18 protein-coding genes and 2 pseudogenes are annotated in these 25707 nt (G+C 64.9%); 11 read left to right on the top strand and 9 right to left on the bottom strand.

Annotated elements, in window-relative coordinates; genetic code table 11:
- Positions 1 to 127: 127 nt before the first annotated feature.
- The 3 genes from DVK01_RS10495 (at position 128) to DVK01_RS10485 (ending at position 4427) form a co-directional block, all read left to right on the top strand.
- Complete coding sequence (locus DVK01_RS10495) at positions 128 to 1912, top strand: DUF2339 domain-containing protein (protein ID WP_121536607.1); 1785 nt, start codon at positions 128 to 130, stop codon at positions 1910 to 1912.
- Between the two features lie 74 nt (positions 1913 to 1986).
- Positions 1987 to 3798 carry a S9 family peptidase gene (locus DVK01_RS10490; RefSeq protein WP_121536605.1) on the top strand — a complete coding sequence of 604 codons (1812 nt, stop codon included), beginning with the start codon at positions 1987 to 1989 and terminating at the stop codon, positions 3796 to 3798.
- A 110-nt stretch (positions 3799 to 3908) separates the two neighbouring features.
- Positions 3909 to 4427 carry an NUDIX domain-containing protein gene (locus DVK01_RS10485; RefSeq protein WP_101349583.1) on the top strand — a complete coding sequence of 173 codons (519 nt, stop codon included), beginning with the start codon at positions 3909 to 3911 and terminating at the stop codon, positions 4425 to 4427.
- On the opposite strand, the gene DVK01_RS10480 is transcribed toward DVK01_RS10485, so the two are convergent.
- Positions 4424 to 5482: an NAD(P)-dependent glycerol-1-phosphate dehydrogenase gene (locus DVK01_RS10480; RefSeq protein ID WP_121536603.1), complete on the bottom strand. Its 1059-nt coding sequence runs from the start codon at positions 5480 to 5482 to the stop codon at positions 4424 to 4426. The two genes, DVK01_RS10485 and DVK01_RS10480, sit on opposite strands and share 4 nt — an antisense overlap.
- 155 nt (positions 5483 to 5637) lie before the next feature.
- Between DVK01_RS10480 and DVK01_RS22990 the strand changes: the two are divergent.
- A pseudogene (locus DVK01_RS22990) lies at positions 5638 to 6537 on the top strand (TrmB family transcriptional regulator sugar-binding domain-containing protein).
- Here DVK01_RS22990 and DVK01_RS10465 read toward each other — a convergent pair.
- The gene (locus DVK01_RS10465; RefSeq protein WP_101349581.1) at positions 6515 to 7498 is read right to left on the bottom strand and encodes an NAD-dependent epimerase/dehydratase family protein; all 984 of its coding nucleotides are present in this window, start codon (positions 7496 to 7498) and stop codon (positions 6515 to 6517) included. The pseudogene DVK01_RS22990 and the gene DVK01_RS10465 sit on opposite strands and share 23 nt — an antisense overlap.
- A gap of 216 nt (positions 7499 to 7714) precedes the next feature.
- Here DVK01_RS10465 and DVK01_RS10460 point away from each other — a divergent pair, with 216 nt between their 5' ends.
- A complete protein-coding gene (locus DVK01_RS10460; protein ID WP_232794524.1) occupies positions 7715 to 8275 on the top strand; it encodes a type IV pilin in 561 nt (186 codons plus the stop codon).
- A gap of 124 nt (positions 8276 to 8399) precedes the next feature.
- On the opposite strand, the gene DVK01_RS10455 is transcribed toward DVK01_RS10460, so the two are convergent.
- From DVK01_RS10455 to DVK01_RS10445, 3 genes are all read right to left on the bottom strand, one after another.
- Complete coding sequence (locus DVK01_RS10455) at positions 8400 to 9371, bottom strand: prohibitin family protein (protein WP_121536601.1); 972 nt, start codon at positions 9369 to 9371, stop codon at positions 8400 to 8402.
- Between the two features lie 188 nt (positions 9372 to 9559).
- On the bottom strand, positions 9560 to 14107 hold the full coding sequence (gene gltB, locus DVK01_RS10450; RefSeq protein ID WP_101349578.1) for a glutamate synthase large subunit: 4548 nt from the start codon (positions 14105 to 14107) through the stop codon (positions 9560 to 9562).
- 154 nt (positions 14108 to 14261) lie between these two features.
- Positions 14262 to 14675 carry a CBS domain-containing protein gene (locus tag DVK01_RS10445; RefSeq protein ID WP_121536599.1) on the bottom strand — a complete coding sequence of 138 codons (414 nt, stop codon included), beginning with the start codon at positions 14673 to 14675 and terminating at the stop codon, positions 14262 to 14264.
- 485 nt (positions 14676 to 15160) lie between these two features.
- Here DVK01_RS10445 and DVK01_RS22985 point away from each other — a divergent pair.
- Positions 15161 to 16143: pseudogene (locus tag DVK01_RS22985) on the top strand (patatin-like phospholipase family protein).
- Here DVK01_RS22985 and proS read toward each other — a convergent pair.
- The 3 genes from proS to DVK01_RS10425 all read right to left on the bottom strand — a co-directional run bounded on the left by proS (position 16137) and on the right by DVK01_RS10425 (position 19300).
- Complete coding sequence (proS, locus tag DVK01_RS10435; RefSeq protein ID WP_121536597.1) at positions 16137 to 17591, bottom strand: proline--tRNA ligase; 1455 nt, start codon at positions 17589 to 17591, stop codon at positions 16137 to 16139. The pseudogene DVK01_RS22985 and the gene proS overlap by 7 nt on opposite strands.
- Before the next feature lie 104 nt (positions 17592 to 17695).
- The gene (locus tag DVK01_RS10430; protein ID WP_101349575.1) at positions 17696 to 18481 is read right to left on the bottom strand and encodes an S-adenosyl-l-methionine hydroxide adenosyltransferase family protein; all 786 of its coding nucleotides are present in this window, start codon (positions 18479 to 18481) and stop codon (positions 17696 to 17698) included.
- 96 nt (positions 18482 to 18577) lie between these two features.
- Entirely contained in the window at positions 18578 to 19300 is a 723-nt protein-coding gene (locus tag DVK01_RS10425; protein ID WP_121536595.1) for a hypothetical protein, read from the bottom strand.
- Positions 19301 to 19381: 81 nt separating this feature from the next.
- On the opposite strand from DVK01_RS10425, the gene DVK01_RS10420 reads away from it, so the two are divergent.
- The 4 genes from DVK01_RS10420 to DVK01_RS10405 all read left to right on the top strand — a co-directional run bounded on the left by DVK01_RS10420 (position 19382) and on the right by DVK01_RS10405 (position 22699).
- A complete protein-coding gene (locus DVK01_RS10420; RefSeq protein ID WP_121536593.1) occupies positions 19382 to 19717 on the top strand; it encodes a hypothetical protein in 336 nt (111 codons plus the stop codon).
- The gene (locus tag DVK01_RS10415) at positions 19714 to 20217 is read left to right on the top strand and encodes a helix-turn-helix domain-containing protein (protein WP_101349572.1); all 504 of its coding nucleotides are present in this window, start codon (positions 19714 to 19716) and stop codon (positions 20215 to 20217) included. Before DVK01_RS10420 ends, DVK01_RS10415 begins: the two co-directional genes overlap by 4 nt.
- A gap of 75 nt (positions 20218 to 20292) precedes the next feature.
- The gene (locus tag DVK01_RS10410; protein WP_121536591.1) at positions 20293 to 21561 is read left to right on the top strand and encodes a Tat pathway signal protein; all 1269 of its coding nucleotides are present in this window, start codon (positions 20293 to 20295) and stop codon (positions 21559 to 21561) included.
- A gap of 79 nt (positions 21562 to 21640) precedes the next feature.
- Entirely contained in the window at positions 21641 to 22699 is a 1059-nt protein-coding gene (locus DVK01_RS10405) for a hypothetical protein (RefSeq protein ID WP_121536589.1), read from the top strand.
- A 290-nt stretch (positions 22700 to 22989) separates the two neighbouring features.
- Here DVK01_RS10405 and DVK01_RS10400 read toward each other — a convergent pair whose 3' ends face one another.
- Positions 22990 to 23472: a hypothetical protein gene (locus tag DVK01_RS10400; RefSeq protein WP_101349569.1), complete on the bottom strand. Its 483-nt coding sequence runs from the start codon at positions 23470 to 23472 to the stop codon at positions 22990 to 22992.
- Between the two features lie 268 nt (positions 23473 to 23740).
- On the opposite strand from DVK01_RS10400, the gene DVK01_RS10395 reads away from it, so the two are divergent.
- On the top strand, positions 23741 to 25657 hold the full coding sequence (locus DVK01_RS10395) for a beta-CASP ribonuclease aCPSF1 (RefSeq protein ID WP_101349568.1): 1917 nt from the start codon (positions 23741 to 23743) through the stop codon (positions 25655 to 25657).
- Positions 25658 to 25707: the final 50 nt, after the last annotated feature.

Raw genomic sequence — 25707 nt, 5'->3', positions numbered from 1 at the left:
CAGGAGCGACAACGTGGCCGCTCAAAAATCCACCCGTTCGCGGTTGACGACGACAGATGGCGGATTAGCCGTCGGAACTGTCGTTCGACTGGATGTTTATTACAGCGACTCTGCAACGTGTCAGTGTATGAGCGATGATGACGACCTCGAAGCGGAAGTACGGGACCTCCGCGCCGAGGTCGATGCCCTCCAGACACGCATCACCGCCCTGGAATCGAAACTGGACACCGACCCGCCTCCGTCTGTCGGGGACGAAACTGCAACCACTGAAGCGGACACAGCGGCTCCCGGATCGGAGCCCACAGAAAATTCGGGGACAGCGCCAGAGACCGGCGAGACAGCCGTCAGCGACGCGCCTGTCGACGAGCGGAACTGGGAGCGCGACATCGGGATGAAGTGGCTCGGCGGGGTCGGCGGGCTCGCGCTGGTGGTCGGCGTTGTCTTCTTCATTCGTCTGGCCATCGAAGCGGGCTACCTCGGCCCGCTCGGGCGTGTGCTCACCGGCACAGCAGGCGGGCTCATACTGCTCGCAGGCGGTCGATACGCCGCCGAGCGGCAGGGCTACGGCCGATGGGGTCGGCTCGTCGCGGGGACCGGCCTCGCCATCGCGTATTTCAGCGTCTACGCGGCCTACGGTTTCGAGTCGTATCGAGCCGCCATCGGAGCGCCGCTGTGGGTGGTTCTGCTGGTTCTGACAGCTCTCGTGGCCGCCACAGCGGTTGTCTCGGTGCGGGACCACGCACCGGCTGTCGCCGGTGAGGCGTTCCTGCTGGGATACGTCACGGCCTACGTCGGACTCGACGCCGCATCCTTCGTCGTCTCGCCGGCCTACGTCGTGCTTCTCACGGCCGGGCTGGTGACCATCGCCGTCGTCCGGCCGTGGAGCCGGCTCGTCCTCGGCAGCGTCCTCCCGGCCTACGTGCTCCACCTCGCGTGGCTGGAGCGGCTGGAGCCGCCAGAGGCAGTCGCCACCGCTGTTCTCGTCGCGACGTTCGCCGTCTACGCCGCTGGTGTGTACGTGCTCCGTGCGAGCGACCGAACGGACCGATGGCACCGCCGACTGGTGGAGGCGACGACCGGGCTCAACGCCGTGTTCGTCGTAATCCTGCTGGAAGACGTCGTTCGTCGACTCATTCCGACAGCGCCAGACGGGGTGGCTGTCGGCGCAGTCGGACTCGCCCTCGGCGGCGTCTACGCCGTCACGGAGTCACGCCTCGGACAGCAAGACAGCGTGGCTGGGGTGCTGGCCGTCGTGCTACTCGCCGTCAGCGTCGTCCTCGCGGCCGACCCGTTCCTCGCGACCGCCGGGCTTCTCGGCCTGCTCTGTGGAGCGCTGACAGTCGGGTCCCGCCGCGACGCGAGAGCGGTTCGGCTCGGCGGGCACCTCGTCGCCGTCGGGACCGTCGCCAAACTGCTCGCCGTGGACGCGACCGAATTACCGCCGTTCTCGCTCGCGGACCCGCTGGCGACCGCGATGGGGCGACCAGCCGCATACCTGCTGGGAATCGCGGTCTTCTACGCGCTCGGTCGGTGGTTCGGCGGCGTATCGGCGACGGTGCCAAGCACTGACCGCGAACTCTCGGTGGCTGCGCCGTACGCCTGGACGGCGACCGGGCTCGCGGTGGTGCTTCTGGGACTGGAGCTTTCGGGGGCGGGGCTGTCGGTTGCGTGGGCCGTCCTGGGGCTCGCGTTCGTCGGGGTTGGCCTCGCGCTGGACGACCGCAGTCGTCGGCTCCGGGGCGTCGTCGTCCTCGGCCTGGTGACGACCAAGGTGTTCCTCTACGACACGCAGGGGCTCGATACGCTCGCCCGGACCCTCTCGTTCCTCGTACTGGGTGGCATCCTCCTCGTCGCCTCGTACGCGTACGCCCGCTGGCAGGGTGAGGAGCCACTCAAGCGACTCTCTGGATAACAGCCGCCGCGTTCAGCTGAATCAGACCACGGCCGCCACAAAGGGTTTTGCCGGTCGCTACCCTCCCTCCCGGTGTGACCGCGTACGACCTCTCTCGCTATCTGAACGTCCGGAGCGCCTACGGCAGTTCGTTCGCGCCGGACGGAACGCTCGCCTTCCTGATGAACACGACCGGCGTCGCCCAGCTCTGGTCGCTGTCGGAGCCCCGCGGCTGGCCCGAACAGTTGACGTTCTACGACGACACCGTGAGCTTCGTCGACTACTCGCCCGAGCGCCAGGAACTCGTCTTCGGCATGGACGAGGGCGGCAACGAGCGGGCCCAGCTGTACCGTCTGGACGACGACGGGCGCGTCCACGAACTCACCGGGATGCCCGACGCGAAACACCGCTGGGGCGGCTGGTCGCCGGACGGCGAGCAGTTTGCCTTCGCCTCGAACCGCCGCGACGAGTCCGTCTTCGACATCTACGTCCAGGACCGCGACGCGACCGGCGGCGACGCGGAGCTGGTCTGGGAGGGCGACGGCTGGCTCTCCGTGGGCGGGTTCTCGCCCGACGGCGAGCGACTGTTAGTCAGCGAAGCCCACTCCAGTTTCGACCAGGACATCTACGTGCTAGACATCGACAGCGAGAGCCTCACGCACCTCACGCCACACGAGGGGACGATCCGCTACACGAGCGCGTCGTGGGGACCAGACGGCGAGGCGGTGTATCTCGTCACCGATGCCGAGAGCGACACGCTCGAACTCGCCCGCCTCTCGCTTGAGGGTGACCTCGACATCGTGCGCTCGGACGACCAGTGGAACATCGACGGCGTCGCACTGGACAAAGACAGCGGTCGCCTCGTGTACTCACGCAACGTCGACGGCTTCAACCAACTCACCGTCGGCGAACTGACGGGGCCGACCACGGTCGAGACGTTCCCGACGCCGGACCTGCCGGGCGGGCTGGCCGGCGGCGTCTCCTGGGGACCCGATGCCGAACGGTTCGCCGTCAGCGTCACCGGGCGGACGGTCAACACTAACGTGTTCGTCGTGGAGGCCGAGACCGGCGAGAGCGAGCAGTGGACGGCCGCCTCGACGGCCGGCATCCCGCGTGAGACGTTCATCGAGCCAGACGTCGTCCGGTTCGAATCCTTCGACGGGCGAGAGATTCCGGCGCTGTTCTCGCTGCCGGACGGTGCAGCCGGCGGGACCGGGGCTGGCGGAGACACCCCGGTCATTGTCGACATCCACGGCGGCCCGGAGAGCCAGCGCCGCCCGTCGTTCTCGGGCCTGACCCAGTACTTCCTCTCGCGGGGCTACGCCGTCTTCGAGCCCAACGTCCGGGGGTCGACCGGCTACGGGAAGGCCTACACGCACCTCGACGACGTGGAAAAACGGATGGACTCGGTGAAAGACCTGCGGGCCGGCGTCGACTGGCTCCACGACCAGCCGGCCGTCGACCCCGACAAAATTGTGGCGATGGGCGGATCCTACGGCGGGTTCATGGTGCTTGCGGCGCTGACCGAGTACCCGGACCTCTGGGCGGCCGGCGTCGACGTGGTCGGCATCGCCAACTTCGTGACGTTTCTGGAGAACACCGGCGACTGGCGGCGGGAACTCCGTGAGGCCGAATACGGGTCTCTCGAGACGGATCGGGAGTTCCTCGAATCCATCTCGCCGATCAACAACGTCGACCGCATCGACGCGCCCCTGTTCGTCCTCCATGGGGCAAACGACCCGCGCGTCCCGGTCAGCGAGGCCGAACAGATCGCCGAGCAGGCCGCCGAGCGGGGCGTTCCCGTGGAGAAACTCGTCTTCGACGACGAAGGCCACGGCATCAGCAAACGCCAGAACCGAATCGAAGCGTACACCGCCGTCGTCGAATTCCTCGACGACCACGTCTGAGCGTTACGACAGAAACCCGGCGACGGCGACGGCACGGCGTTTTTAAAAGGGCGTTTCAAGCGACGAAAACGTTCAGGCGGCTTTATGATGCTGCCGAAGCAGCGTTTCGTATGGAGATAGCCGAGCGCTCGCGAGCGCGGGTCCAAGAGCGCCTCGCCCGCCTCGAACAGGAGTTCGGCTCGACACCGGTGGACCAGACCACCTTTTCGGTGGGTGGGGAAGCGTACCAGCGTGCTGTCGAGCGCTCACGAGAGGGGCAGGTGGACGTCCACGCGTTCGTCCACAACGAGTCGGGTGACGTGTTGCTGAGGGACACTGACGGATCCTGGGAAGTCCCCAAGGGCCAGACACAGGGGGCCGAGCGGCCGGCGGCAGCGGTCAGGCGGGTCGTCACCGAAACCGCCGGCGTCGAGTGTACGGTTCGGGACGCGGTTCGGGCGACCATCTGCGGCGTGCGAAACGAGTCGGACTCGAACGCCGAGACGGTGTACCGACTCAGTATCGTGTTCGACGCCGAAATCAACGGTGCTGCGCTCAACGACGGCGATGGTACCGAGGCGGTCGACGAGACAGAAGCGTCGATTCGATGGGACGACGCCAGCGACGTCGCGGTCGCAGAACTGGTTTAGATAACGCCGGTGACCGTCGCCGCTTCTATCGCCGCTTCTTCGCTCATCCCGTCGCCGAGCACCGTGTAGCGGTCGCGTATCTGGTGGGCCGTCGTCAGCGCCTCGATGACCGTCTCGTCGTCGATGCCGAGTTCGTCCGCGGTCGTCGGCGCGCCGATGGCGGCCAGGGCGTCCCTGGCGTCTTTCCACTTCCCCTTCTGGCCGCTGTGGAGGTACTCGGTCATGATGGAGCCGACGCCGACCTGGTGGCCGTGGAGCGCACCGTCGGGGACGAGCCGGTCCAGCTGGTGGGAAAACAGGTGCTCTGCGCCGCTGGCCGGGCGCGAGGAGCCGGCGATGGACATGGCAACGCCGGAGGAGACGAGCGCCTTCACGACAATCCAGGACGACTCCTCCAGGCCCTTTTTTATCGAATCGGCGCTCTCGACGAGCATCTCGGCGGTCATCTGTGAGAGCGCGCCGGCGTACTCGGAGTAGGGGACGTTCTTGAGCCGGTGGGCGAGCTGCCAGTCCCGGACGGCGGTGTAGTTCGAGATGATATCGGCACAGCCGGCGGTGGTCAGCCGCCAGGGGGCCTCCGCCAGCACCTCGGTGTCGGCGATGACGGCCAGCGGTGGCTCGGCAGCGACGCTGTGGCGCGTATCGCCCTCGGGGACCGAGCCGCGCCCGGAGACGATGCCGTCGTGGCTCGCGGCCGTCGGCACCGAGACGAAGCCCAGGCCCAGGTCGTCGGCCGCCATCTTCGTGATGTCGATGGCTTTCCCGCCGCCGACGCCCAGCAGGAAGCCCGCGTCTATCTCGGCGGCGTGGTCGATGACCCGCTGGACGGCGTCGAAACTGGCCTCCTCAATAACGATTTCCGAGGGGTGGTACCCCGCGTCCTCGAACTGTTCGACGACCCGCTTGCCAGCGACCTCGTGTGGCGTCGGACTGGAGACGACGAGCGGCCGACCGGTCAGGTGAAGCTCGCTCACGGCCTCGATTGTCCGGCCGAGGACACCATGCCCAACCACGACGTTTCGGGGCAGGCGAATCCAGGTACGTTTCTCGAACATGGTTGCCTGTCCCCGGGCACGCGTGAAAACAGTTTAGATGCGTGGGATGTTCCGGCAAACGTTTTGACAACTATCACACACCAGCTTTCCGAAAACGATTATTAAGGTCGGGGTTTGGGTGGGGTTGTCATGGGAGTGGCACGACTGACGACGGCATGCGGGCGTCTCGGCGGACATTTCTGAAGGCGACCGGGGTAGCCGGCGCGGCGGCCGCGACCGGCGCGGGTGTTGGCACCGCCGCGGCGCAACCGGACACCGGGTCGCTCGTCGACGACCTCACGCTGGGACAGAAGGCGGGCCAGATGACGCAGGTGGCGATTAGCTCCTTCGAGACCTTCGACGCGCTGAAACGCGAACTCGACACGCTCGAAACAGCAGTCCAGACCCGGTACGAGGACGGCTCGCCCGGCGACCACTCTTTCGAGGTCAGCAAGTCCAGACCAACCATCATCAAGCGCCTGAAACGGCACATCGAGGCCGCCGACTGCGAGGTCGTGCTCCAGGTCCCGGCCGACCTGCTCCCCGACATCCGCGACACGCTCCGCCGTGCCCGCGAGCGTGGCATCCTCGTGCTCCTGACCCTGTCGGGCGACGATACCCAGCTGGGACCACGACGAGACGAACGCGATAACGTTCACACAGGAGGCCGTCGCGGCGGTGCTCGTCGGGTCCTACCTGGGCAACTACTGGCCCATCGGCGAGGAGGTGCTGGTCTCGCGGCCCCCTCGCTCCCGGTCCGGTACGACATGTTCCGCACAGTCGTGTTCACGACCGCGCTCGCGCTCCGGGCCGGCGACGCTCTCGTCGCCGACCTCTACGCCCGGGCGACGGGGTCCGACGCCGATTTCAAGGTGATGACCGGCTTGATCGTCGATGTCCGGCAGAACCTCGCCGAGCCGCACGACAGCGACTTCGGCTTCGAGAACTCGCTGGTCGTCGACACCGGGCGCGAACGCATCACCGTCGGCGGCTACGGCGCGTTCCTGGAGGACTACGAGGTCAAGCACACGACGGCTGCGTCGAGCGTAGCGGTCACTCGGTCAGACGGTCGATGAGCGCAGTCTCCGTGTCCCGGTCAGGGCCGAACTCGCGGCCGGTTCGGTCGTTCTCCCGATGTTCAGCGACGGTCACGGCCAGTGCCGTCTCATGCGGCGTCGACGACCAGCCTATGTCGCGGAGCTTGGCCGTCGATAGCAGATGCGGCGAATCGCGGTACATAGGGAAGTCGTCTGGCTCCAGCCCCGCGGTCGCGAGTTCACGCTCGCCGACGCCGATTGTCTCAACGTCCGTCTCGTGTACGCCGGCGAGCAGGTCGACCCACTCACGGAGCGTCGGCGCGTGCTCGTCGCCGACGTTGTACGCCTCGCCGGCCGTCCCTCGTTCCGCGACGAGGCGGAGCGCACTTGCCACGTCCTCGACGTAGGCCATCTGCCAGAGACTGAGCCCGTCGCTCGGGACGACGATTCGGTCGTACTCGGCCACGCGGTCCACCCAGTAGGCGAACCGTTCGGTGTAGTCGTGGGGGCCGTACACCACGGTCGGCCGGACGCTCATCGCCCGCACGCCGTCGGCCGCGGCGGCGAATACCTCGCGGTCACCCTCGGCTTTCCGCGGGCCGTAAGTCTCGCGGCTGTCGGTCGTCGCCTGCGCGTCGGTACAGCCCGCGAGCGGCGTCTCGCCCTCCCGCTTGGGCGTCCGCTCGACGCCGTAGGCCGCGCCGCTGGAGACGTAGACGTACGCCTCGGCGTCGGCGAACACGTCGGTCGCTTCTCGCACGTCGCGCGGGAAGTACGCGACGCAGTCGACGACAGCGTCCGGGTCGACCCGCTCGCGTGCGGTTTCAAGTCTCTCCCGGTCGTTTCGGTCGCCCTCGATGTGGGCGACATCGGTGTCAGCGAACGGGTTCGGGTGCTGGCCGCGGGTGAGCATCGTCACGTCGTAGCCTGCGTTTCGGAACTCTGTGACTGTGTGCCGGCCGATGAACCGCCCACCGCCGATGACGAGGACACTGTCCATACACCGTGCTCGGACGGAATCCGCAAAACAGTGTGGCTCACCGTGGGCGTCTGCCGCGGGTCCGACAGTTGACGCCAAGTGTTTGGCTGGAGATACATCACGACCGATGCCCCGCTGAAGAACAGGGCGGGAGGGGCGGCCATGTATGGTTCAGGACGACATCTCGTAGCGCTCCTGTTGCGGATATTTTTGTATACCCAGACAGTAGCAGGCCCAGTGACAGATCAGTCCCGTGCTGTCTCTTCGGTGATTTCGGTTATCCTCCTCGTGGCGGTCACTGTCGTTCTCACAGCAGTGCTGTCAGCGGCGACGCTTGGCCTCGCAGAGAAGTTGGATGACACAGCGCCCGTGGTCGGCCAATCCGACGGTGCGTTTACCCCACAGGATGGGTTCGGCGGAGGCATCGTCCGTATCACACACGTTGCCGGGGATGTCATTCGTGTCTCGGAGATTGAAGTGGCTGTCAGTGCTGACTGTGGCGGCGACGGAACTGAAAAGCACGGGCGGTTAGTCAATCTCCCAGCGAAATCCGGCGATCGGCCACAGGGTGACAATATCGAGGGCGACGATATCTTCGACGAGAGCACTGGCTCGCTCACGGAACGCGGTGCCGATACTACCGGGGCACTGGTCACAGATGAGTTCCGCCCCGGAGACGTGATCGTTTTCCGGATCGCAGGCGGGGACTGTGACTTGCGGCCGGGCGACACAGTGACCGTCCGAGTTGTGCACACCCCATCAAACGCGGTTATTATTCGACAGCAGTTAACGGCCTGATTCGGCAGGGACTCTGCACGGCCTGTCCCGATATCGCTACCATGCTGTGCACGGATGGTCGTCCTCTACGACAGGTGACACAGCGAAATAAAATACGAAACGAGGCGTACCCTCGCGTCTGCAGTCAGTTGCCGCCCGTCGCGTTCGTCACGTTTGTCGAGAACCCAGTATCGGCACTGGAAGTGTTTCCACCGCTGTGCCTGCCAGTCTGCAGGATGATCGGTGTCCCTTCGTCGTCAGTCGCCAGAATGATCTTATCCGAGTCGTCGATGCTCTGGACGTACTGCTGTTTCAGCACGACCGGATTGTCCCGCAGCGCCTCACCGCGGATTTCGATGACCCGGGCGTCGGCTTCGGCCCGAATCTCCTGTCGTTCCTTTTCGCGTTCGGCCTGTTGAATCTCGAATTTCTTCTCTTCGACGCGTTGCTTTGCAATTTCTTTGTCGTTGAGCGCCTGATCGTACGAGTCCGGGAGGTCGACGTCACGGACCTGCACCTCTTCGAGGACGAGCGCTTCGCCCTCGAACGCAGATTTAAGTTTCTGCTGTGCTGCCTCGCCAAGCCGCTCGCGGCCGCTGCTGGTGTATATCTCACTTGTCTGGATACCGGCAGCCTCGTCGCGGAGTTGCGACCGGACGGACGGTCGGATAAGTCGTTCTTCTGCCTGTTCGACGGTCCGCCACTGAATAACGAACCCTGACGCGTCTGCTTCGTCCACCTTGTACCGGACAGTGATGTCGATATCGACCGTCGTTCCGTTGATCGTCTGGACCGTCACGGCGTCGGATTGTGCCGCTCTGTCGCCTTCGCCCTCGGTGTTGGCCATGGTGTAGGTCCGTGGCCGGATCTCCACGTCCTGGACGGTGTCCTTGACAGGCACAATAATGTGTGCGCCCGGCTGGAGTTCAGCGCCGGTTACCGCACCGAACGATTTCTGGACGCCGACGTGGCCTTCGGGAACCTGGTGATAGCCGCCAAACAGCGCCGTTACGACGGCGAGGGCGACAACGACACTGGCGGCGATGCGGAGGCCGCGGCCGACGTCGACGTCGATGTCCGACCCGGAATCGGGATCGGGACCGGGGATGTCACTCATGCTGTGCTCCGATGTGATACGGCGGGTGGTTGTACGGGGACCATGTCCAGCACTTTGGCCCGACAGCTATAGAGCCAGCGGTTGCGTGCCACGGCCTCACATCGCGGCTGCTGGAGCTCCTTCGAAACGCGATCACAAGAAAAGTAGCGATGGCGACTGCGTGGACGAAAGTGCCGACCGGCGGCGCTTCAGTCGTCGGTGGAGGCGATGAAGTCAGCCTCAGCGGCTTCAGCGCTCGGCGCGGCCTTGGCCGGCGGTTCGTTGCGCACGTCGTCTCGCTCACGGTCGCTGATGACCTCGGCGTAGGCGTCGGGCATCACCTTCGTGAAGTTCTCCAGTTCGGCGTCCCAGTCCTCAAGCAGTTCCGCCGCTCGGTCTGAGTCGGTGTAGGCGGCGTGGTTTTCGACGAGTCGGGTAATCATCTGGCGGTCCTTACCCTCCAGCGTGTCGGACAGGGACACCATACCGGTGTTTGCCTTCGTTTCGAACTCGCCGTTGGGGTCGTAAACGTAGGCGACGCCGCCGGACATGCCGGCCGCGAAGTTCTTGCCCGTCTCGCCCAGCACGACGATGGCACCGCCAGTCATGTACTCACAGCCGTGGTCGCCGACGCCCTCGACGACGCCTTTGACCCCGGAGTTGCGGACGGCGAAGCGCTCGCCGGCCATCCCGTTGACGTAGGCCTCGCCCTGGGTCGCGCCGTACAGCGCGACGTTGCCGATGACGATGTTCTCGGTCGGGTCGAAGGGAGCGTTGTCCGGCGTTTTCAGAACGAGCTTCCCGCCAGAGAGCCCCTTGCCGACGTAGTCGTTGGCCGTCCCGGTCAGCTCCATCGTCACGCCCTGTGCGAGGAACGCGCCGAAGGACTGGCCGGCCGTGCCGTCGAAGTCGACCCGGATGGTGTCGTCCGCGAGGCCGTCGCTTGCGTGCTCGCGGGAGATGCGGTTCGAGAGCGTCGCCCCGACCGCGCGGTCGACGTTGGTGATGTCGGCGTCGATGGCGACCGGGTCGCCCTGGTAGATGGCGTCCTCGGCGGCGTCGATGAGGTCCCAGTCGAGTTGCTCGTCGACCTCGTGGGTCTGCTCGCGTTGCTTGTAGCGGCCGTCGTTGTCGGCCGGCTCTGCGATGACAGACGAGAGGTCGAGCTTCTGGGCCTTCGGCTGGGACACGTCGTCGCGCTGTGCCAGCACGCCCGGCCGACCGATCATCTCGTCGATCGTCTCGAAGCCGAGTTCGGCCATGATCTCCCGGAGTTCCTGGGCCACGAACGTCATGTAGTTGATGACGTGCTGTGGCTCGCCGGGGAACCGCTCGCGGAGGTTCTCGTTCTGGGTGGCGATGCCGACTGGACAGGTGTTCTCGTGGCACTGCCGGGCCATCACGCAGCCGGAGGTGACCATCGAGGCGGTCCCGAAGGTGTACCCCTCGGCACCGAGCAGGGCGGCGACGGCCACGTCGCGGCCGGTCTTCATGCCGCCGTCGGTGGTCACCTTGATGCGCGAGCGCAGGCCGGTGGCCCGGAGCATCTGGTTGGCCTCCGAGACGCCGAGTTCCCACGGGAGGCCGGCGTTCTTGATGGAGGTCTTGGGCGACGCGCCGGTGCCGCCGTCGTGGCCCGAGATGTGGACCACGTCGGCGTTGGCCTTGGCGACGCCGGCCGCGATGGTCCCGATGCCGTCCTCGGAGACCAGTTTGACGTTGATGTCCGCCTCCGGGTTCGAGGCCTTGAGGTCGTGGATGAGCTGTTTCAGGTCTTCGATGGAGTAGATGTCGTGCAGCGGCGGCGGCGAGATAAGGCCGACGCCCGGCGTCGCGTACCGGACGTGGGCGATCATCTCGTTGACCTTCTTGCCGGGCAGGTGGCCGCCCTCGCCGGGCTTGGAGCCCTGGGCCATCTTGATCTGGAGTTCGTCGGCCGACGCGAGGTAATCCGAGGTGACGCCGAAGCGACCGGAGGCGACCTGCTTGGTCGTACACTCCTTCTCGGTGTCGAACCGCTCGGGCGGCTCGCCGCCCTCGCCGGTGTTGGCGTTGGCCCCGAGCCGGTTCATGGCGATGGCGTTGTTCTCGTGCATCTCGGGCGACAGCGACCCGAGCGACATCGCCGCGGTCTCGAAGCGCTCGACGATGTCCTCGACCGGTTCCACGTCCTCGATGGGGATGGACTCGCGATCGGAATCGAACTCGAGCAGCCCACGCAGGGTCTGGAGCTCCTCGTTCTGGTCGTTGACCAGCTCGGCGAACTCCTTGTACGTGTCGTAGTCGCCCATCCGGACGGCCTGCTGAATCTTGCCGACCGTGTTGGGGTTCCACTGGTGGTGGATGCCGTTCGAGCGGAACTCGTACTCGCCCTGGCGGGGCATGTCGGGTTCCTCCTCGCTCCAGGCGACCTCGTGGCGCTGGGTGAGGTCGTCCTCGATTTCCTCGATGCCGATGCCCTCGGTCCGGCAGGTCGTCCCCTCGAAGTACTCGGCGACGAAGTCCGAAGAGAGGCCGACGGCCTCGAAGATCTGGGCACCCTGGTAGGACTCGACCGTGGAGATGCCCATCTTGGCCATCGTCTTCAGGAGGCCGTCCTCGACGGCGGTGATGTAGGCGTCGATGGCGTCGGGGAGGTCCGCGCCGTCCGGGCCGGCCACCAGGTCCTCGATGGTCTGGTAGGCTAGGTAGGGGTTGACGGCACCGGCCCCGTAGCCGATGAGCGTCGCAAAGTGGTGGACGGCTCGCGGGTCGCCGGACTCGACGACGAGCCCGACGTGGTTGCGGAGGCCGTTGCGGACGAGGTGGTGGTGGACGCCACCGACTGCCAGCAGGCTCGGTATCGGCACGCGGTCCTCGTCCGCGCCACGGTCGGAGAGCACGAGGACGTCGTGCTCCTTGGCGGCGGCGTCGGCCTCGGCCCGCACGTCCTCGACGGCCTGGCGGAGGTCACCGCCCTTCTCGTAGGTGATGTCGATGACCTTCGTGGACATGCCGTTTTCGTCCAGGTCCTTGATGCACGCCGTCTCCTCGTCGGTGAGGATCGGCGAGTCCAGGACAAGCTGGCGGGCGTGGTCCTGGCTCTCGTCGAGGATGTTTCGCTGATGGCCCAGGCGAGACTCCAGTGAGGTGACGAGTTCCTCGCGGATGTAGTCAAGCGGCGGATTCGTCACCTGGGCGAACAGCTGCTTGAAGTAGGTGAAAAGCGGGCGGTTGAACTGCGACAGCACCGATAGCGGCGTGTCATCGCCCATGGAGCCGACGGGGTCTTTGCCCTTCTCGGCCATCGGCTCGATGAGGTGGTCGACCTCGTCGTAGGTGTAGCCGTACATCGCCTGGTGGCTCCGGAGCGCGTCCGATGGATTCCGGGGCGCGTTGTCCTCGCGGTCGGCCACGTCGTCGATGTCGACCTGCTCCTGGGCGACCCACTCGCCGTACTTGTCGTCGGTGATGTCGTCGAAGACTTCCGCGTCGGGGATGACCCGTCCCTCCTCGGGGTCGGCGAGGAAGCACTGGCCCGGCTGGAGGCGGCCGCGCTCTTGAATCTCGCTGGCGTCGTGTTCCAGCGCGCCGGCTTCCGAGGACATCACGAGCGTGTTGTCCTCAAGTACGTCGTAACGGCAGGGGCGGAGGCCGTTCCGGTCTAGCACCGCACCGATACGGTCGCCGTCGGTCGCGGCGACGAGCGCCGGGCCGTCCCACGGCTCGACCAGCGAGGCGTGGTAGTCGTAGAAGTCGCGCCGGTCGCCGGTCACGTCGTTCATCTCGCCGCGCCAGGCTTCGGGGATGAGCATCCGCAGAGCGTGGGGGAGGTCGCGGCCGCCCTGAAGCAGGAGTTCGAGCGCGTTGTCGACGCTCGCGGTGTCTGACTGCTCGGGGTCGTCGATGATGGGCTTGATCTTCTCTAAGTCGCCCTCGAACTCGTCGCTCTGGATGTCAGTCTCCCGAGCGCGCATCCAGTTGATGTTCCCCTGAATCGTGTTGAACTCGCCGTTGTGGATGACGCGCCGATACGGGTGCGCGAGATGCCACGCGCCCAGCGTGTTCGTCGAGAACCGGGCGTGGACCATCGCAAACGTCGACTGCATCCGCTCGTCTTCGAGGTCAGGGTAATAGTCTTCGAGCTGTTCGGCCTTGAGCAGGCCCTTGTAGACGACGACGTCGGTGGCGAGGGAGACGACGTAGAACCGCTCGTGGCCCGCCGGTTTCTCTTCCTCGACAGTGTTTTCGAGCGCCCGGCGGCCGACGTACAGCTGGTTCTCGAAGGCGTCGCCGGTCTTGCCCGTCGCGGAGGTGACGAAGAACTGGACGATGTCCGGCTCGGATTCAAGCGCCGTCGCGCCGAGGTCGCTGTTGTCCGTGGGAACGTCGCGCCAGTCAATGACATCGAGACCCTCAGCGGCGAGTTCCGTCTCAACGAGGTCTTTCAGACTGTCGGCGACTTCGTCGTCCTGCGGGAGAAAGAGCGTGCCAACGGCGTACTCGCCAGCGGGCGGCAGGTCGGCGTCGACTTCGGCAGTGAAAAACTCGTGTGGAATCTGGAGCATGATGCCCGCCCCGTCGCCCGTATCTTGCTCGGCCCCTGTTGTCCCTCGATGTTCGAGGTTGTCGAGGAGTTCGAGTCCGTCCGATACAACCCAGTGGTCGCTGTCGCCGTCGAGGTCCATGACGACCCCGACACCACAGTTCGACCGTTCGTCCGTGGGATCTGCAAGCCCGGCGTCGCCTGCAGAGAGACCTGTCTGTCGCTCAACCATGTGTTTCACGACTGGGGATGCCACTATAAGAGGGTAATCCTAATGGTATTAGTGTTGTTTAACCCCACATTAGGGAGTATATATTCATCATGATTGTTTGAACTGTATCATCATTTATAAACCGTTGTCCGATGGATGTCGGTTTACACGGTGTTCAACCGAGCACGGGTGCAGATGACTGCTCGATGCCCGAAACGTATGCCGTCATGTCAGTTGTAGTCAGCATTCCGACGACACCTTCCGCCTCGTCGACGACCGGGAGATGGTGGACAGTATGGTCCAGCATCAGACTTGCGGCCGCCTCGACGGAGTCGTTTGCTGTTACTGTAACCAGGTCCGTCGTCATGTAGTCAGATACGGCTAGCCCCGTCGTATCGCCGCCCTCCGCGGCGATCTCGACGAAGTCTGTGGAGGTGAGAATCCCCCGCAACTCTCCGTCAGCGTCGACGACAACAACAGAACTGATGCTTTCGTCGAGCATCCGCTTGGCGACCGCTTTCGCGTTCGCATCGGCGGCAACAGTGGTGACTGGCGATGACATAATCCGTCCGACAAACACGTCTTCCATGCCAGTCGATAACATGGGCCGTGATATAACCGTGTTGGTTCCGGATATCTGTCGATTCCACCACCTGAGGAATATATAAGGTCTTAATATGCTCGGTCACTGCGATGAATCCGCCGTTCAAGAAGTTGCCAGCTATCTCCGATTGCCCGTGCCGACTGCTCGACCATCACGGGGCTGTCGAGGTCCCGTTGCCGTCGCAAGCGGTCGGCTGAATCGTAGTTCCCACGACGGTATCTGTTCGCCGTTTGGCGTTTGTATGACCCTAGTCTGACGGCGATTTATATACATAGGGCCAGCAGTGGTCATCGGGGGCACGGAGGAAAATGTCACACGCTCCCCGACCCCATCCTTCCTTCATACTACTGGCTGTGCCGTCATGAAGAGACGTGCCACCTCTCGGTAGCAACATATTTCACGGGCACACAGCCGGCAGTATCGGTGGGCCGGCAGTTATCTATGCAAGCTCTTCGTATATGAATTAAACCATGTCTGGTCATGGCCCCAGCGTCGCCATCGCCTGTCAGGGCGGCGGCAGCCACAGTGCGTTTACCGCCGGTGCGCTGCAACGACTCCTGCCAGCGGTCGACACCGAGTACAATCTCGTGGGATTGAGTGGCACCTCCGGCGGTGCTCTGTGTGCGGTCACGGCCTGGTACGGCCTGCTCAGTGAAGGCCCCGGCCATGCCGGGGAGCTACTCGAGGATGTCTGGTGTGATGTCGCCGCAACAACACCGCCCTCATTCCTGCTGAACGAATCTCTCGTGTGGCACAAGCGACTGCAGAACCGGATGCTCCCCGCGGCCGATATCTCGCCCTACGCGACGCCTGGCGCGGTCGGCCACGACTGGTACCTGTCACTGCTGACCGCCACATCGCGTTCGACGAGTTCGACAACCTCACCGACGAGGCACCGCCACACGTAACCATCGGCACGGTCACCGTCAACAGCGGCGTGTTCGAGACGTTCACCGATGCTACCGCCACGTCGAAGGCAGTGCTTGCCTCGGCCGCGTTCCCGCTGCTGTACAAAGCTGTCGAACTGAACAGTCACTGGCACTGGGACGGCCTGTTCTCACAGAACCCACCGATCCGGGAGTTCCTGACCAGCGACCGACCGAAACCGGACGAGATCTGGGTCATCCAGATCGAGCCACAGACCCGCAACGACCGTCCGACATCGCTGGCAGAGATCACCGACCGTCGGCAGGAACTAGCCGGGAATCTCTCGCTGAATCAGGAACTGTTCTTCGTCCGGAAAGTCAACGACTGGGTCGAAAAGGGGTATCTCCCGGAGGCTTTCAAACACGTGGAAATACGTCGACTGGTGCTTGATACGACGCTGACAGCGGCCTCGAAACGCGACCGCGACCCTCGGTTCATCGAGGAGCTCATGGAAACGGGCCGCGCCGAAGCCGACGCGTTTCTGGATGAGGTGCCGGAAGACGCAACTGAACCGCCTAGTCAGTAACTCTTGGCGAAGTACGCCGTCTCCTCGGCCTCCTCGCCGCAGATGGCACACTCGTCGTGAATCGGCTCCTCGTCGCGGTCCAGCGGGACCATCACGATTTCGGCCGCGATAGCGTCCTTGATGGGCTCCTCGCAGTCCTCGTCGCCACACCAGCCACACTTGACGTAGCCGCCGTGCTGGCCGATGGTCCCCAGAATCTCCTCGCGGGACTCAGCCTCGCGGATTTCGCCCTCCAGCGTCTCCTCGGCGTCGGCGTAGAGCTTCGCGTGGACGGTGTCGAGGTGCTCCTCGACCGTCTCGGCGATGCCGTCGCGGTCGACGGTCGCGTTCTCGCCGTCGGGGCGGTGGACGAGCGTCGCCTCGCCGTCCTCGACCTCGTGGGGGCCGATTTCGACGCGGAGCGGGACGCCGTGGAGTTCGTGTTCGTTGTACTTGAAGCCGGGATTGCGATGTTCGCGGTCGTCGAGTTCGACGCGGACGCCGGCCTCGTCGAGTTCTGCGGCGAGGTCCGCGGCGTAGTCGACGACCTCGTCCTTGTTGTCCTCCTGCCAGATGGGGACGACGACGACCTGGTCGGGGGCGAGCGCGGGCGGGAGCACGAGCCCCTGGTCGTCGGAGTGGGTCATGATGAGCGCGCCCATCGCGCGCCAGGACAGCCCCCAGGAGGTGGTGTGGGCGGTGTTCTCCTCCTCGTCGGCGTCGGCGTAGGTGATGTCGAAGGCCTCGCCGAAGGAGGTCCCGAGGTAGTGGGAGGTGGCCGCCTGCACGGTCTTGCCGTCGGGCATCAGCGTCTCGATGGTCGTCGTCGTGTGCGCCCCGGGGAACTTGTCGTGGGGCGGCTTGCGGCCCTTCAGCGGCGGCATCGCCATGACCTCCTCGTAGAGGCGGGCGTACTGGTCCAGCCGGGTCATCGTCTCCTCCCACGCGCCGTCCTCGTCGGCGTGGGCGGTGTGGCCCTCCTGCCAGAGGAACTCCTTGGTGCGGAAGAACGGCTTGGTCTCGGTGGCCTCCCACCGGACGACCGAACACCACTGGTTCAGCCGCATCGGGAGGTCTCGGTGCGAGCGGGTCCACTGCGCCATGAACGGCGCGATGATAGACTCGCTGGTAGGCCGGACAGCGAGACGCTCTTCGAGTTCGTCGTGGCCGCCGTGGGTCACCCACGCGACCTCGGGGTCGAACCCCTCGACCACGTCCTTCTCTTTCTCCAGATAGCTCTCAGGGATGAAAAGCGGGAAATATGCGTTCTGGACGCCGGTGTCTTTGAACCAGCCGTCGAGGTTGTTCTGGATACGCTCCCAGATAGCGTAGCCGCGTGGACGCGTGACAATGAACCCGCCCATGGGGGCGTAGTCCGCGAGGCCTGCCTTCTGGACGACCTCGGCGTACCACTCGCCGGGTGAATGCTCCTTGCTCTCGGTGATACCGAGTTCCTGCTCGCCACTCATTAGGTGTGTCCTGGCCCAGGGCGCTAATAAACTCCCCGAAGGGTGGTGAGCCGCTGGCACACCGACCGGAGCGGGTCCGCACCGTGCCGTGTGCCAGCGAGGGTTCAATCCCGCACCGACTGGACTGTGAGTTCGTCGCCCGACTCCGGCTGGCCAAAGGCCGCCGCCGCGGAGCCGCCGCGCAGGAACAGCTCCTGATACGGGTCGCCACCGCCGGCCGACCCCGGGACGATAGCGAGGGACCCCTCCGGAACGTCCGACACGGCCTCTCTGACGACGACCTCACGGGACTCGCCGTTGAGTTCGACGACGACCGTGTCGCTTCCCGGGTCAAACACCGAGGTCCGAATCGAGGTCTTGACGTTCCCGTAGCCGTCGACGTGACAGACTACGGACTCGGGCGGGGCCGGCACGTCCGCAAGCGACCGCTCCGCGCCCAGCGACGAGCGGTCCCCGTTGGCTATCTCGGCGACGCGACGCGGGAACAGGTCTCGTGATCGGAACTGGCCGGTGTCGGCCGGCAGTTCGACCTCGCGGACGGTCGTGGCGTGGTCGGCGACAAACGAGAGGTTGTAGCCGGCGTCGACGGCAACGACAGGAACGCCGTTGTCCAGTTCGAGATAGCACAGTGGGCCGCCGGTATCGGCCCGTTCTGGCGTTGATTCCGTCGTTCGCGGTGCCGTGTTCGAGTAAATCAGCAGGTCGTCGAAGGCGGGGTTGTGGACACCGAGCTGCGCGATCCAGAAGCCGGTGGCGACCGTCGAAAACGGCTGTACCTCGCTCGACTGGACAGTCATCGTCGGGTCGGCGGCAGTGAGACGGTGGACGACCTCCGAGAAGGCCGGGTCAGCCGGGCCGTAGTCCGCAATGAGATGAACGAACGTGCTCATGTGAAGCTCCGGTCGCTACCACGTCGGTGCGCCTGTAGAGTCTTGTGCCTTGATAACAGGGAGACAGTGTCGAATGTGTCCGGCGCCACCGCCCGCTCAGGCACCAATCGTCGTCAACGAGGCAATGGAGTCGGCGACGCGGCGTTCCATACCAGTCCCGGTGAATCCCGGAACGGGGTCGACGGCCTGTGCGTAGACTTTCGACTCGCCCTCGACGAACTCGACGCTGAGTGCGCGCGCGCCGAAGCGGTCCAGCAGCTCCCGGACCCGGGCCGCGAGCGTCACCTCGACGGTCTCCTCGCTGACGACGCGGTCCAGCCCGGTGACCTCCGACCGGACCCGAATCGCCCGCAGGTGCGTCTCGCGGCCATCATTGACGGCGAAGTACTTGTACTCGACCGGTTCCTCCCGAACACAGGCCTGATAGAAATCGCCCTCGTCGCTGTCCGCTGGCACACCGTCCCACGAGTACCGAGTCCGGGCAGTGTAGTCACAGTCTGGCTTCTCGAACCAGACGGCCGGGACCCGACAGCCGACCTGCTCCAGTCCGTGCAGGGCAACGAGCCGACAGGCGAGCGCCGTCGTCGGCAGGAAGCCGTTCCACGTCTCGGTACCGGTTCTGTCAGCGTACCACAGTGCGCTGAACGACTCGGGCCGAAGCGTCGTGTTGACAAGCGCAGCCAGGTCGTCGATATCGGCTTTGGCCACCGGATTTCCGGGGCGGAGAAACTGGACATCGAACCCCCGGGCGGAGAGCCGCTCTGCGACGGCACCGAACACCGGGTGTTCAGGCTCGCAGATGAAGCCGATGCAGTCCATACCGCCACATCTCAGCGGTCCGATAAAAAAGTCGCGCAAAACCGAACGACTGAGGCGTCGTGGCTCCGAAGTGGATATCTGATGCAACTGCTCAGTACTTGGGGCCACCTCGGCACCGGGAGCTGGGACATCGCCGCCGTCGTTGTCCTCTCTGCTGTGGCCGGAGCAGTCCTGTGTGGGCTCGCCCTGGCCGCGTACCGACAGCGCGGGACGCGTGCGTATCTGTTGATTTCGCTCGCGCTCACCGCGCTGTTTGCCCGCCCGCTCGTCGCGTTGCTGTCGGGGTTCTCGCTGGTCTCGGGACCGACACACCACTTCCTCGAACACGTGCTCGATACCCTCTTCGTCGCCCTCGTCCTCGGTGCAGTGTACTACGCGCGAACAGTCGAGAAGCGCCTCGACGAGGAGGGGTTATGAACGATACCAGAGCGCGGATTTACCAGCATATCAAGTCCAATCCAGGTGTCCACTTCCGAGAGCTAACGCGGGCGCTGGACCTCGCAACAGGACAGGTACAGTACCATCTGGCTCGGCTCGACCGCGTACACAGCGAGTCGGTCAACGGACGGACACACTACTACACGACGTCGTTCGACCCCTGGGAACGCCACGCCATCGCCTTCTTCCAGCGGGAGACGGCGAGAGATATTCTCGTCGCGCTCATGGAGTGCGAAACCGCTCGCCCCGAGGAGGTGGCTGACCACCTCGACATCGCGCGGAGTACGCTCGAACACCATCTCAGCAGCCTGACCGAGCACGATATCGTCGAGAAGCGCCGGAGCGAGGGACGAGTGACGCTGGCGCTCTGCCGGCCGGACTCGACTGTCGAACTGCTCGCGGCGGTCGACCCCACGGCCTCGGACCGCCTGTCGGACCGCTTCACCCGGTTACTCGACCGCCTCTTCGAGGGCGGCTAGCTCAACTGCCCGGACAGGGGTGCTTTCGAGTCCCGTACCACAATCCAATTGGACAAGCAGGCCATAGAGTGGGTGATGACTGAACGCGGGATTTCCCGACGCGAGTTCGCCAAGAGCGCCGTCGCCATCGGCGGCACCGCGGCGCTGGCCGCCTGTCTCGACCGCGGGTCAGGGACGATACCCGAGGGAACCGACGACCCCGCGTCGCTTCCGGACCGCCAGCACGCATGGGACGCGTCGCTGGCGACCGACGACGCGGGGAACCATCGGCTGTCGCGACACCACGTCCTCTTGCTACTGGACTACACTGAGGACGGGATGCCGTCGGATAGCGACCGCGAGCAGGTCGAAGCGGCGCTCCGGGACCTCGAGCGGGCCTACGAATGGAGCAACGAAGGGTTGCTGTTCACGCTCGGGTACAGCCCGGCCTACTTCGACCGCTTCGACGCCGACGTAGCCGGCGTCGACCTGCCAGAGCCGATGGCGCTTGCCCCCTTCGAAGACCCCGAACTCGACACGCCCGACGCGCTACTACATCTCGCCAGTGACGACGAGCGAGTCGTCATCGAGGCCGAGGAGGCGCTGAAAGGCAACCGCGACAGCGCCAACGACCAGGACATGAGCGCGACCTTCGAGGGCGTCTTCCGTGAGGCGGAGCGCCGCACGGGGTTCGTCGGGGCTGGCCTGCCCGCCGAGAATCAGGACGTCGACGGGATTCCGGACTCCGAACCGGTCCCCGACGAGGCTCCGCTGTTCATGGGGTTCAAGTCCGGGTTCAAGGAAAACCAGGCCTCCGAGGACCGAGTGACGGTCGATTCGGGACCGTTCGCCGGCGGTGCGACACAGCACCTCTCGAAGATCCGGCTGCAACTCCAGCAGTGGTACGAACAGGATTCCCGGGACCAGCGCGTCTCGAAGATGTTCTGTCCGGCCCACGCCGCCGAGGACAAGGTCGAAGGCGTCGGCGAGAACCTCGGCACCGACAACGGTGCCGGCGAGTGTCCCGACGACGTGGTCGACAGCGGCCGTCGGAAGGGCGTCGTCGGTCACGCACAGAAGATGTCCCGCGTCAGAGAGGACGGGACACCGACCATTCTCCGCCGGGACTTCGATTCGACCGACGGCGGCGAAGCGGGACTGCACTTCCTCTCGCTGCAGCGCTCTATCGCCGACTTCGTCGCCACGAAACAGGCGATGAACGGAACGGACGTCGCTAACGAGTCCGCCGTCGGTCAGCAGGTGAACAACGGCATTCTCCAGTACATGACAGTCACGCGGCGCGGGAACTACCTGCTCCCGCCGCGGTCGCTACGGTCCCTGCCGCCAGCGAACCCGGACGCGTGAGCGGGAGGCGGAGCCACACAGTCCGGCTTTCGGCCGCCGTACCAGAACGGTCTTTCAGATGAGGACCGAAAGGCGGTTCATGAATCGCCGACAGTTCCTCGCCAGTACCGGCCTCGCCGGCACGACGGTCCTGGCGGGGTGTGGTTCGCTGAGTTCCCAGTCGACACGCGCCCCACCGCTGGTCGAAAACCGACCCGATGCCACGTACCGCCCTACCCACGCCGAGGGGATGGGAATGGCCGGGATGGCACAGGCGGGTGAGTACATGGTCGGACTGAGCTACTCTTTTCCTCACCGCTTCTGGACGGTCACCGGGACGACGGCCGAAAAGGTCACCATCCGGAGCGAAGACAGCATCCACCTGATGGCGACTGTCTGGGACCCCGAGACGGAGACGGTCCTCCCGGTGTCCGCCGGCCTCTCCATCACCATCGAGCGTGACGGCGAGACGGTCACCGACAAGTCCCCGTGGCCGATGATCTCCCAGAACATGGGCTTTCACTACGGCGACAACTACGCGCTCGACGGCGACGGCGTCTATCAACTCTCGGTCCGCGTCAACGGCATGAACGAGCGGAGGCTCGGAGCCTTCGACGGCCGATTCGACGAGGCCGGCGAGGCAACAGTCGAATTCGACTTCGCACAGAGCACCCGCGACCAGCTCGCTTTCGATGAGTTCCCGGACTCACAGGGCGAACGCGCAGCAGTCGACCTGATGAACATGGACATGATGCCAACCTCGCAGGTCCCTGAAGTGTCTGCTCTGCCCGGGACCGTGCTTGGGACGAACAAAGGAAGCGACGGCGTCTACGCCGTCATGTGGCTGCAGGACGCCGCGTTCCTCACCGAAGGGCAGTCGTATCTCGCCGTGTCCGCCCGGACGCCGTACAACCGCGTTCCCCTGCCGATGATGTCTCTCGACGGAACCGTAGAGGCCGACGGCGACACGGTGTTCGAGGACGCGCTGACCGCCGCGGTCCACCCCGACCTCGGGTACCACTACGGCGCGGTCGTCGAGACGACAGTGGAGGAACCGTCCGTCGGCGTCGACGTCGTCGCCCCGCCGCAGGTGTCCCGTCACGAGGGGTACGAGACGGCGTTCCTGACAACGCCGTCGTTCTCATTTTCGGGTGCCTGACCACAATCAGTCAATCCATTCGACGTAGTCTTGGCAGTCGTCGCATTCCGTGCGGGTCGCCCATCCGTCACCGCGGTCGTGGTCCGACGGTGCCACCTTGATTACGGTAACGTTCACCGAGCCACACCTCGGGCACTGTCCAGGGATTTTGGAGTTAGACATCAGAGGCTATTATCTGTTTGAGATATAATTCTCAGCTATCACTAAGATAGTTTCCCTCAGTCAATCTCAGTAGCGTGCGGCGCAAATGACGGCAATACCTGATGGGGACACACGCAACAAGGCCGACCTCATTCGACACCGAACGGACTCTCGGCCTGTTGCCACGGCCAGCCCGGGACTCGCGTCTGGACCCCGGCCGCGAGCGCGGCATCGAGATCGTCAGCGCCTGCGGTCGCTGTATCGGCTCCGTGGGTTCGCACGTCCGCGACGTGGAAGGTCGCTTCCGCGAGCAGTCGGAGCGGCTGCTCGCCGGCAATCATCGCCGCTAACTCGCGGCCAAGGAGTTCGTCGATAACAAAGCCCGGGTAATCGCCTGTAACGTCCAGTGTTCGGAGCAAACGGACCAGCGCGGCGACGTTGACCGCCCGGTCGCCGTCGGCGAACACCTCGTCAATGGCGGCCGTGTAAGCGTCGTCTGTGAGCATGTCAACGTCGACGCCGAACTGCGAACCCAGGTGGGCCCGCGTGTCGTTTATCAGCGGGACGACATCGCTGGCCCGGTCCTGCACCCGCTTGTACTCCTCGTCGACGGTTTCAGGTGTCAGTCGCATGTCGGCATCTGACGTGGAGGCCGCTTACCGCTTGTGGGCGCGCGCAACGGCGACTGTGGGACAGGTCCGACCTCCGTATTGCGAAGGCTTTTATAACACGAGGGGAATACTGAGAAATAGAGGACGGTTTTCCGGACATCTCTCCACGTCCGGAGGCAACTCACCGATAACTGATGACTTTATTAGAGAGCGTACATCCCGCGGCACCAGGTCGGCCCGCGCCAGCCGTGGACGGCCCCGCTACCGGGATGACTCCCCGTTTTGAGCTATGAGCACTGTAGACAAGCAACTCGAAGACGTGAAAGCAACGATCGACGAGGAAGTCCCGCGCCGTATCTCCGTCTCGGATGTCACGTACGAGGGACCGGAACTCGTCATATACACGCGGGACCCGAAGGAGTTCGCCGCGAACAGCGACCTCGTTCGCCGGCTCGCGTCGAAACTCCGCAAACGCATCACAGTTCGCCCGGACCCGGACGTTCTGGCCCCGCCAGCCGAGGCCGAGGCGGCGATTCGGGAACTTATCCCCGAGGAGGCCGGCGTCATGGACCTGAATTTCCACGCTGATACCGGCGAAGTCGTCATTCAGGCACAGAAGCCCGGCGTCGTCATCGGCCGGCGCGGCGCGACCCTGCGTGAGATCACACAGGAGGTCGGGTGGACGCCCGAAGTCGTTCGAACGCCACCAATCGAGTCCTCGACGGTCGAGAACGTCCGGAACTTCCTCAAGCAAGAGCGCGAAGACCGTCGTGACATCCTCGAACGCGTCGGCCGGCAGATCCACCGCGAGCCGATGTCCGACGACGAGTACGTCCGCATCACGACGCTTGGCTGCTGTCGTGAAGTCGGCCGCACCGCGTTTATCCTCTCGACGCCGGATACGCGAATCCTCATCGACTGCGGGAACAAGCCCGGCGCGAACGGCGAGCAGCCGTATCTGGACATTCCGGAGGCGTTCGGGGCCGGGACCAACGGTATCGACGCCGTTGTCCTGACCCACGCGCATTTGGACCACTCCGCGCTGGTCCCCTTGCTGTTCGAGTACGGCTACGACGGGCCCATCTACTGTACCGAGCCGACGCGGGACCTCATGGGACTGCTGACGCTCGACTACCTCGACACCGCCGCGGACGACGGCCGGACCCCGCCGTACGACTCCGAGATGGTCCGCGAGGCGATCAAACACACAATCCCACTAGAGTACGGCGACGTGACCGACATCGCGCCCGATATCAAGCTGACGCTGCACAACGCCGGCCACATCCTCGGCTCGTCGGTGTGTCACTTCCACGTCGGCGACGGCCTGTACAACGTCGCCTTCTCCGGTGACATCCACTACGACGACACGCGCCTGTTCGACGGCGCTGTCAACGATTTCCCGCGAGTGGAGACGCTCGTGCTGGAGTCGACCTACGGCGGCCGCAACGACTACCAAACCGACCAGGAGGACTCGGAGCGAAAGCTCAAGCAGATTATCCAGAACGCCTACGACCGTGGTGGGAAGGTCCTCATTCCGACCTTCGCTGCGGGGCGGTCGCAGGAACTCATGCTCGTCCTCGAAGAGGCAATGCGGAACGGCGACATCCCCGAGATGCCGGTCCATCTCGACGGGATGATCTGGGAGGCGACAGCCGTTCACACGACCTACCCCGAGTATCTCCGCGACGGCCTGCAGGACCGCATCTTCGACGAAGACGAGAACCCGTTTCTGGCAGACCAGTTCAACCCGATCGACGGCGGCGACGAGGAACGGGCTGAAATCGCTGACGGCGATTCCTGTATCATACTCTCTACGTCCGGGATGCTCACCGGCGGCCCGGTCATGTCCTGGCTCGAACAGCTCGGCCCCGACCCGGATTCGGCGCTTACCTTCGTCGACTACCAGGCACAGGGGACGCTCGGCAACCGAGTCCAGCGCGGTGTCGACGAGGTGCCCGTCGGTCGCAGCGGGCGCAGCGAAACGGTCCCGCTGGAGATGACCGTCGAGACGGTCGACGGCTTCTCCGGCCACGCCGACCGCCAGGGGCTAGAGAACTTCGTGAAGACGATGAACCCTCGGCCCGAGAAAATCCTCTGTGTCCACGGCGACGAATCGGCGACACAGGACCTCTCCTCGTCGCTGTACCACGACCAGAACATTCGGACCTTCGCGCCGGAGAACCTCGAAACGTTCCGCTTCCGCTGAGCCAGTTGCTGTTTCCGGTTCATTCTCACTCCCCGATAGCCAGACGAACC

Source organism: Haloarcula sp. Atlit-120R (assembly GCF_003665885.1).
Classification (GTDB): Archaea; Halobacteriota; Halobacteria; order Halobacteriales; family Haloarculaceae; genus Haloarcula; species Haloarcula taiwanensis.
This window is presented reverse-complemented; position numbering and strand designations above follow the sequence as displayed.

Coding starts and splice junctions, on each gene's coding strand:
- DVK01_RS10430 (WP_101349575.1), bottom strand. CDS start 18,481: ATGAGCACGTTCGTTCATCTCATTGCGGACTACGGCCCGGCTGACCCG.
- DVK01_RS10425 (WP_121536595.1), bottom strand. CDS start 19,300: ATGGACTGCATCGGCTTCATCTGCGAGCCTGAACACCCGGTGTTCGGT.
- DVK01_RS10410 (WP_121536591.1), top strand. CDS start 20,293: ATGACTGAACGCGGGATTTCCCGACGCGAGTTCGCCAAGAGCGCCGTC.
- DVK01_RS10415 (WP_101349572.1), top strand. CDS start 19,714: ATGAACGATACCAGAGCGCGGATTTACCAGCATATCAAGTCCAATCCA.
- DVK01_RS10395 (WP_101349568.1), top strand. CDS start 23,741: ATGAGCACTGTAGACAAGCAACTCGAAGACGTGAAAGCAACGATCGAC.
- DVK01_RS10485 (WP_101349583.1), top strand. CDS start 3,909: ATGGAGATAGCCGAGCGCTCGCGAGCGCGGGTCCAAGAGCGCCTCGCC.
- DVK01_RS10455 (WP_121536601.1), bottom strand. CDS start 9,371: ATGAGTGACATCCCCGGTCCCGATCCCGATTCCGGGTCGGACATCGAC.
- DVK01_RS10405 (WP_121536589.1), top strand. CDS start 21,641: ATGAATCGCCGACAGTTCCTCGCCAGTACCGGCCTCGCCGGCACGACG.
- gltB (WP_101349578.1), bottom strand. CDS start 14,107: ATGGTTGAGCGACAGACAGGTCTCTCTGCAGGCGACGCCGGGCTTGCA.
- DVK01_RS10420 (WP_121536593.1), top strand. CDS start 19,382: ATGCAACTGCTCAGTACTTGGGGCCACCTCGGCACCGGGAGCTGGGAC.
- DVK01_RS10495 (WP_121536607.1), top strand. CDS start 128: ATGAGCGATGATGACGACCTCGAAGCGGAAGTACGGGACCTCCGCGCC.
- DVK01_RS10445 (WP_121536599.1), bottom strand. CDS start 14,675: ATGGAAGACGTGTTTGTCGGACGGATTATGTCATCGCCAGTCACCACT.
- DVK01_RS10480 (WP_121536603.1), bottom strand. CDS start 5,482: ATGTTCGAGAAACGTACCTGGATTCGCCTGCCCCGAAACGTCGTGGTT.
- DVK01_RS10465 (WP_101349581.1), bottom strand. CDS start 7,498: ATGGACAGTGTCCTCGTCATCGGCGGTGGGCGGTTCATCGGCCGGCAC.
- proS (WP_121536597.1), bottom strand. CDS start 17,591: ATGAGTGGCGAGCAGGAACTCGGTATCACCGAGAGCAAGGAGCATTCA.
- DVK01_RS10400 (WP_101349569.1), bottom strand. CDS start 23,472: ATGCGACTGACACCTGAAACCGTCGACGAGGAGTACAAGCGGGTGCAG.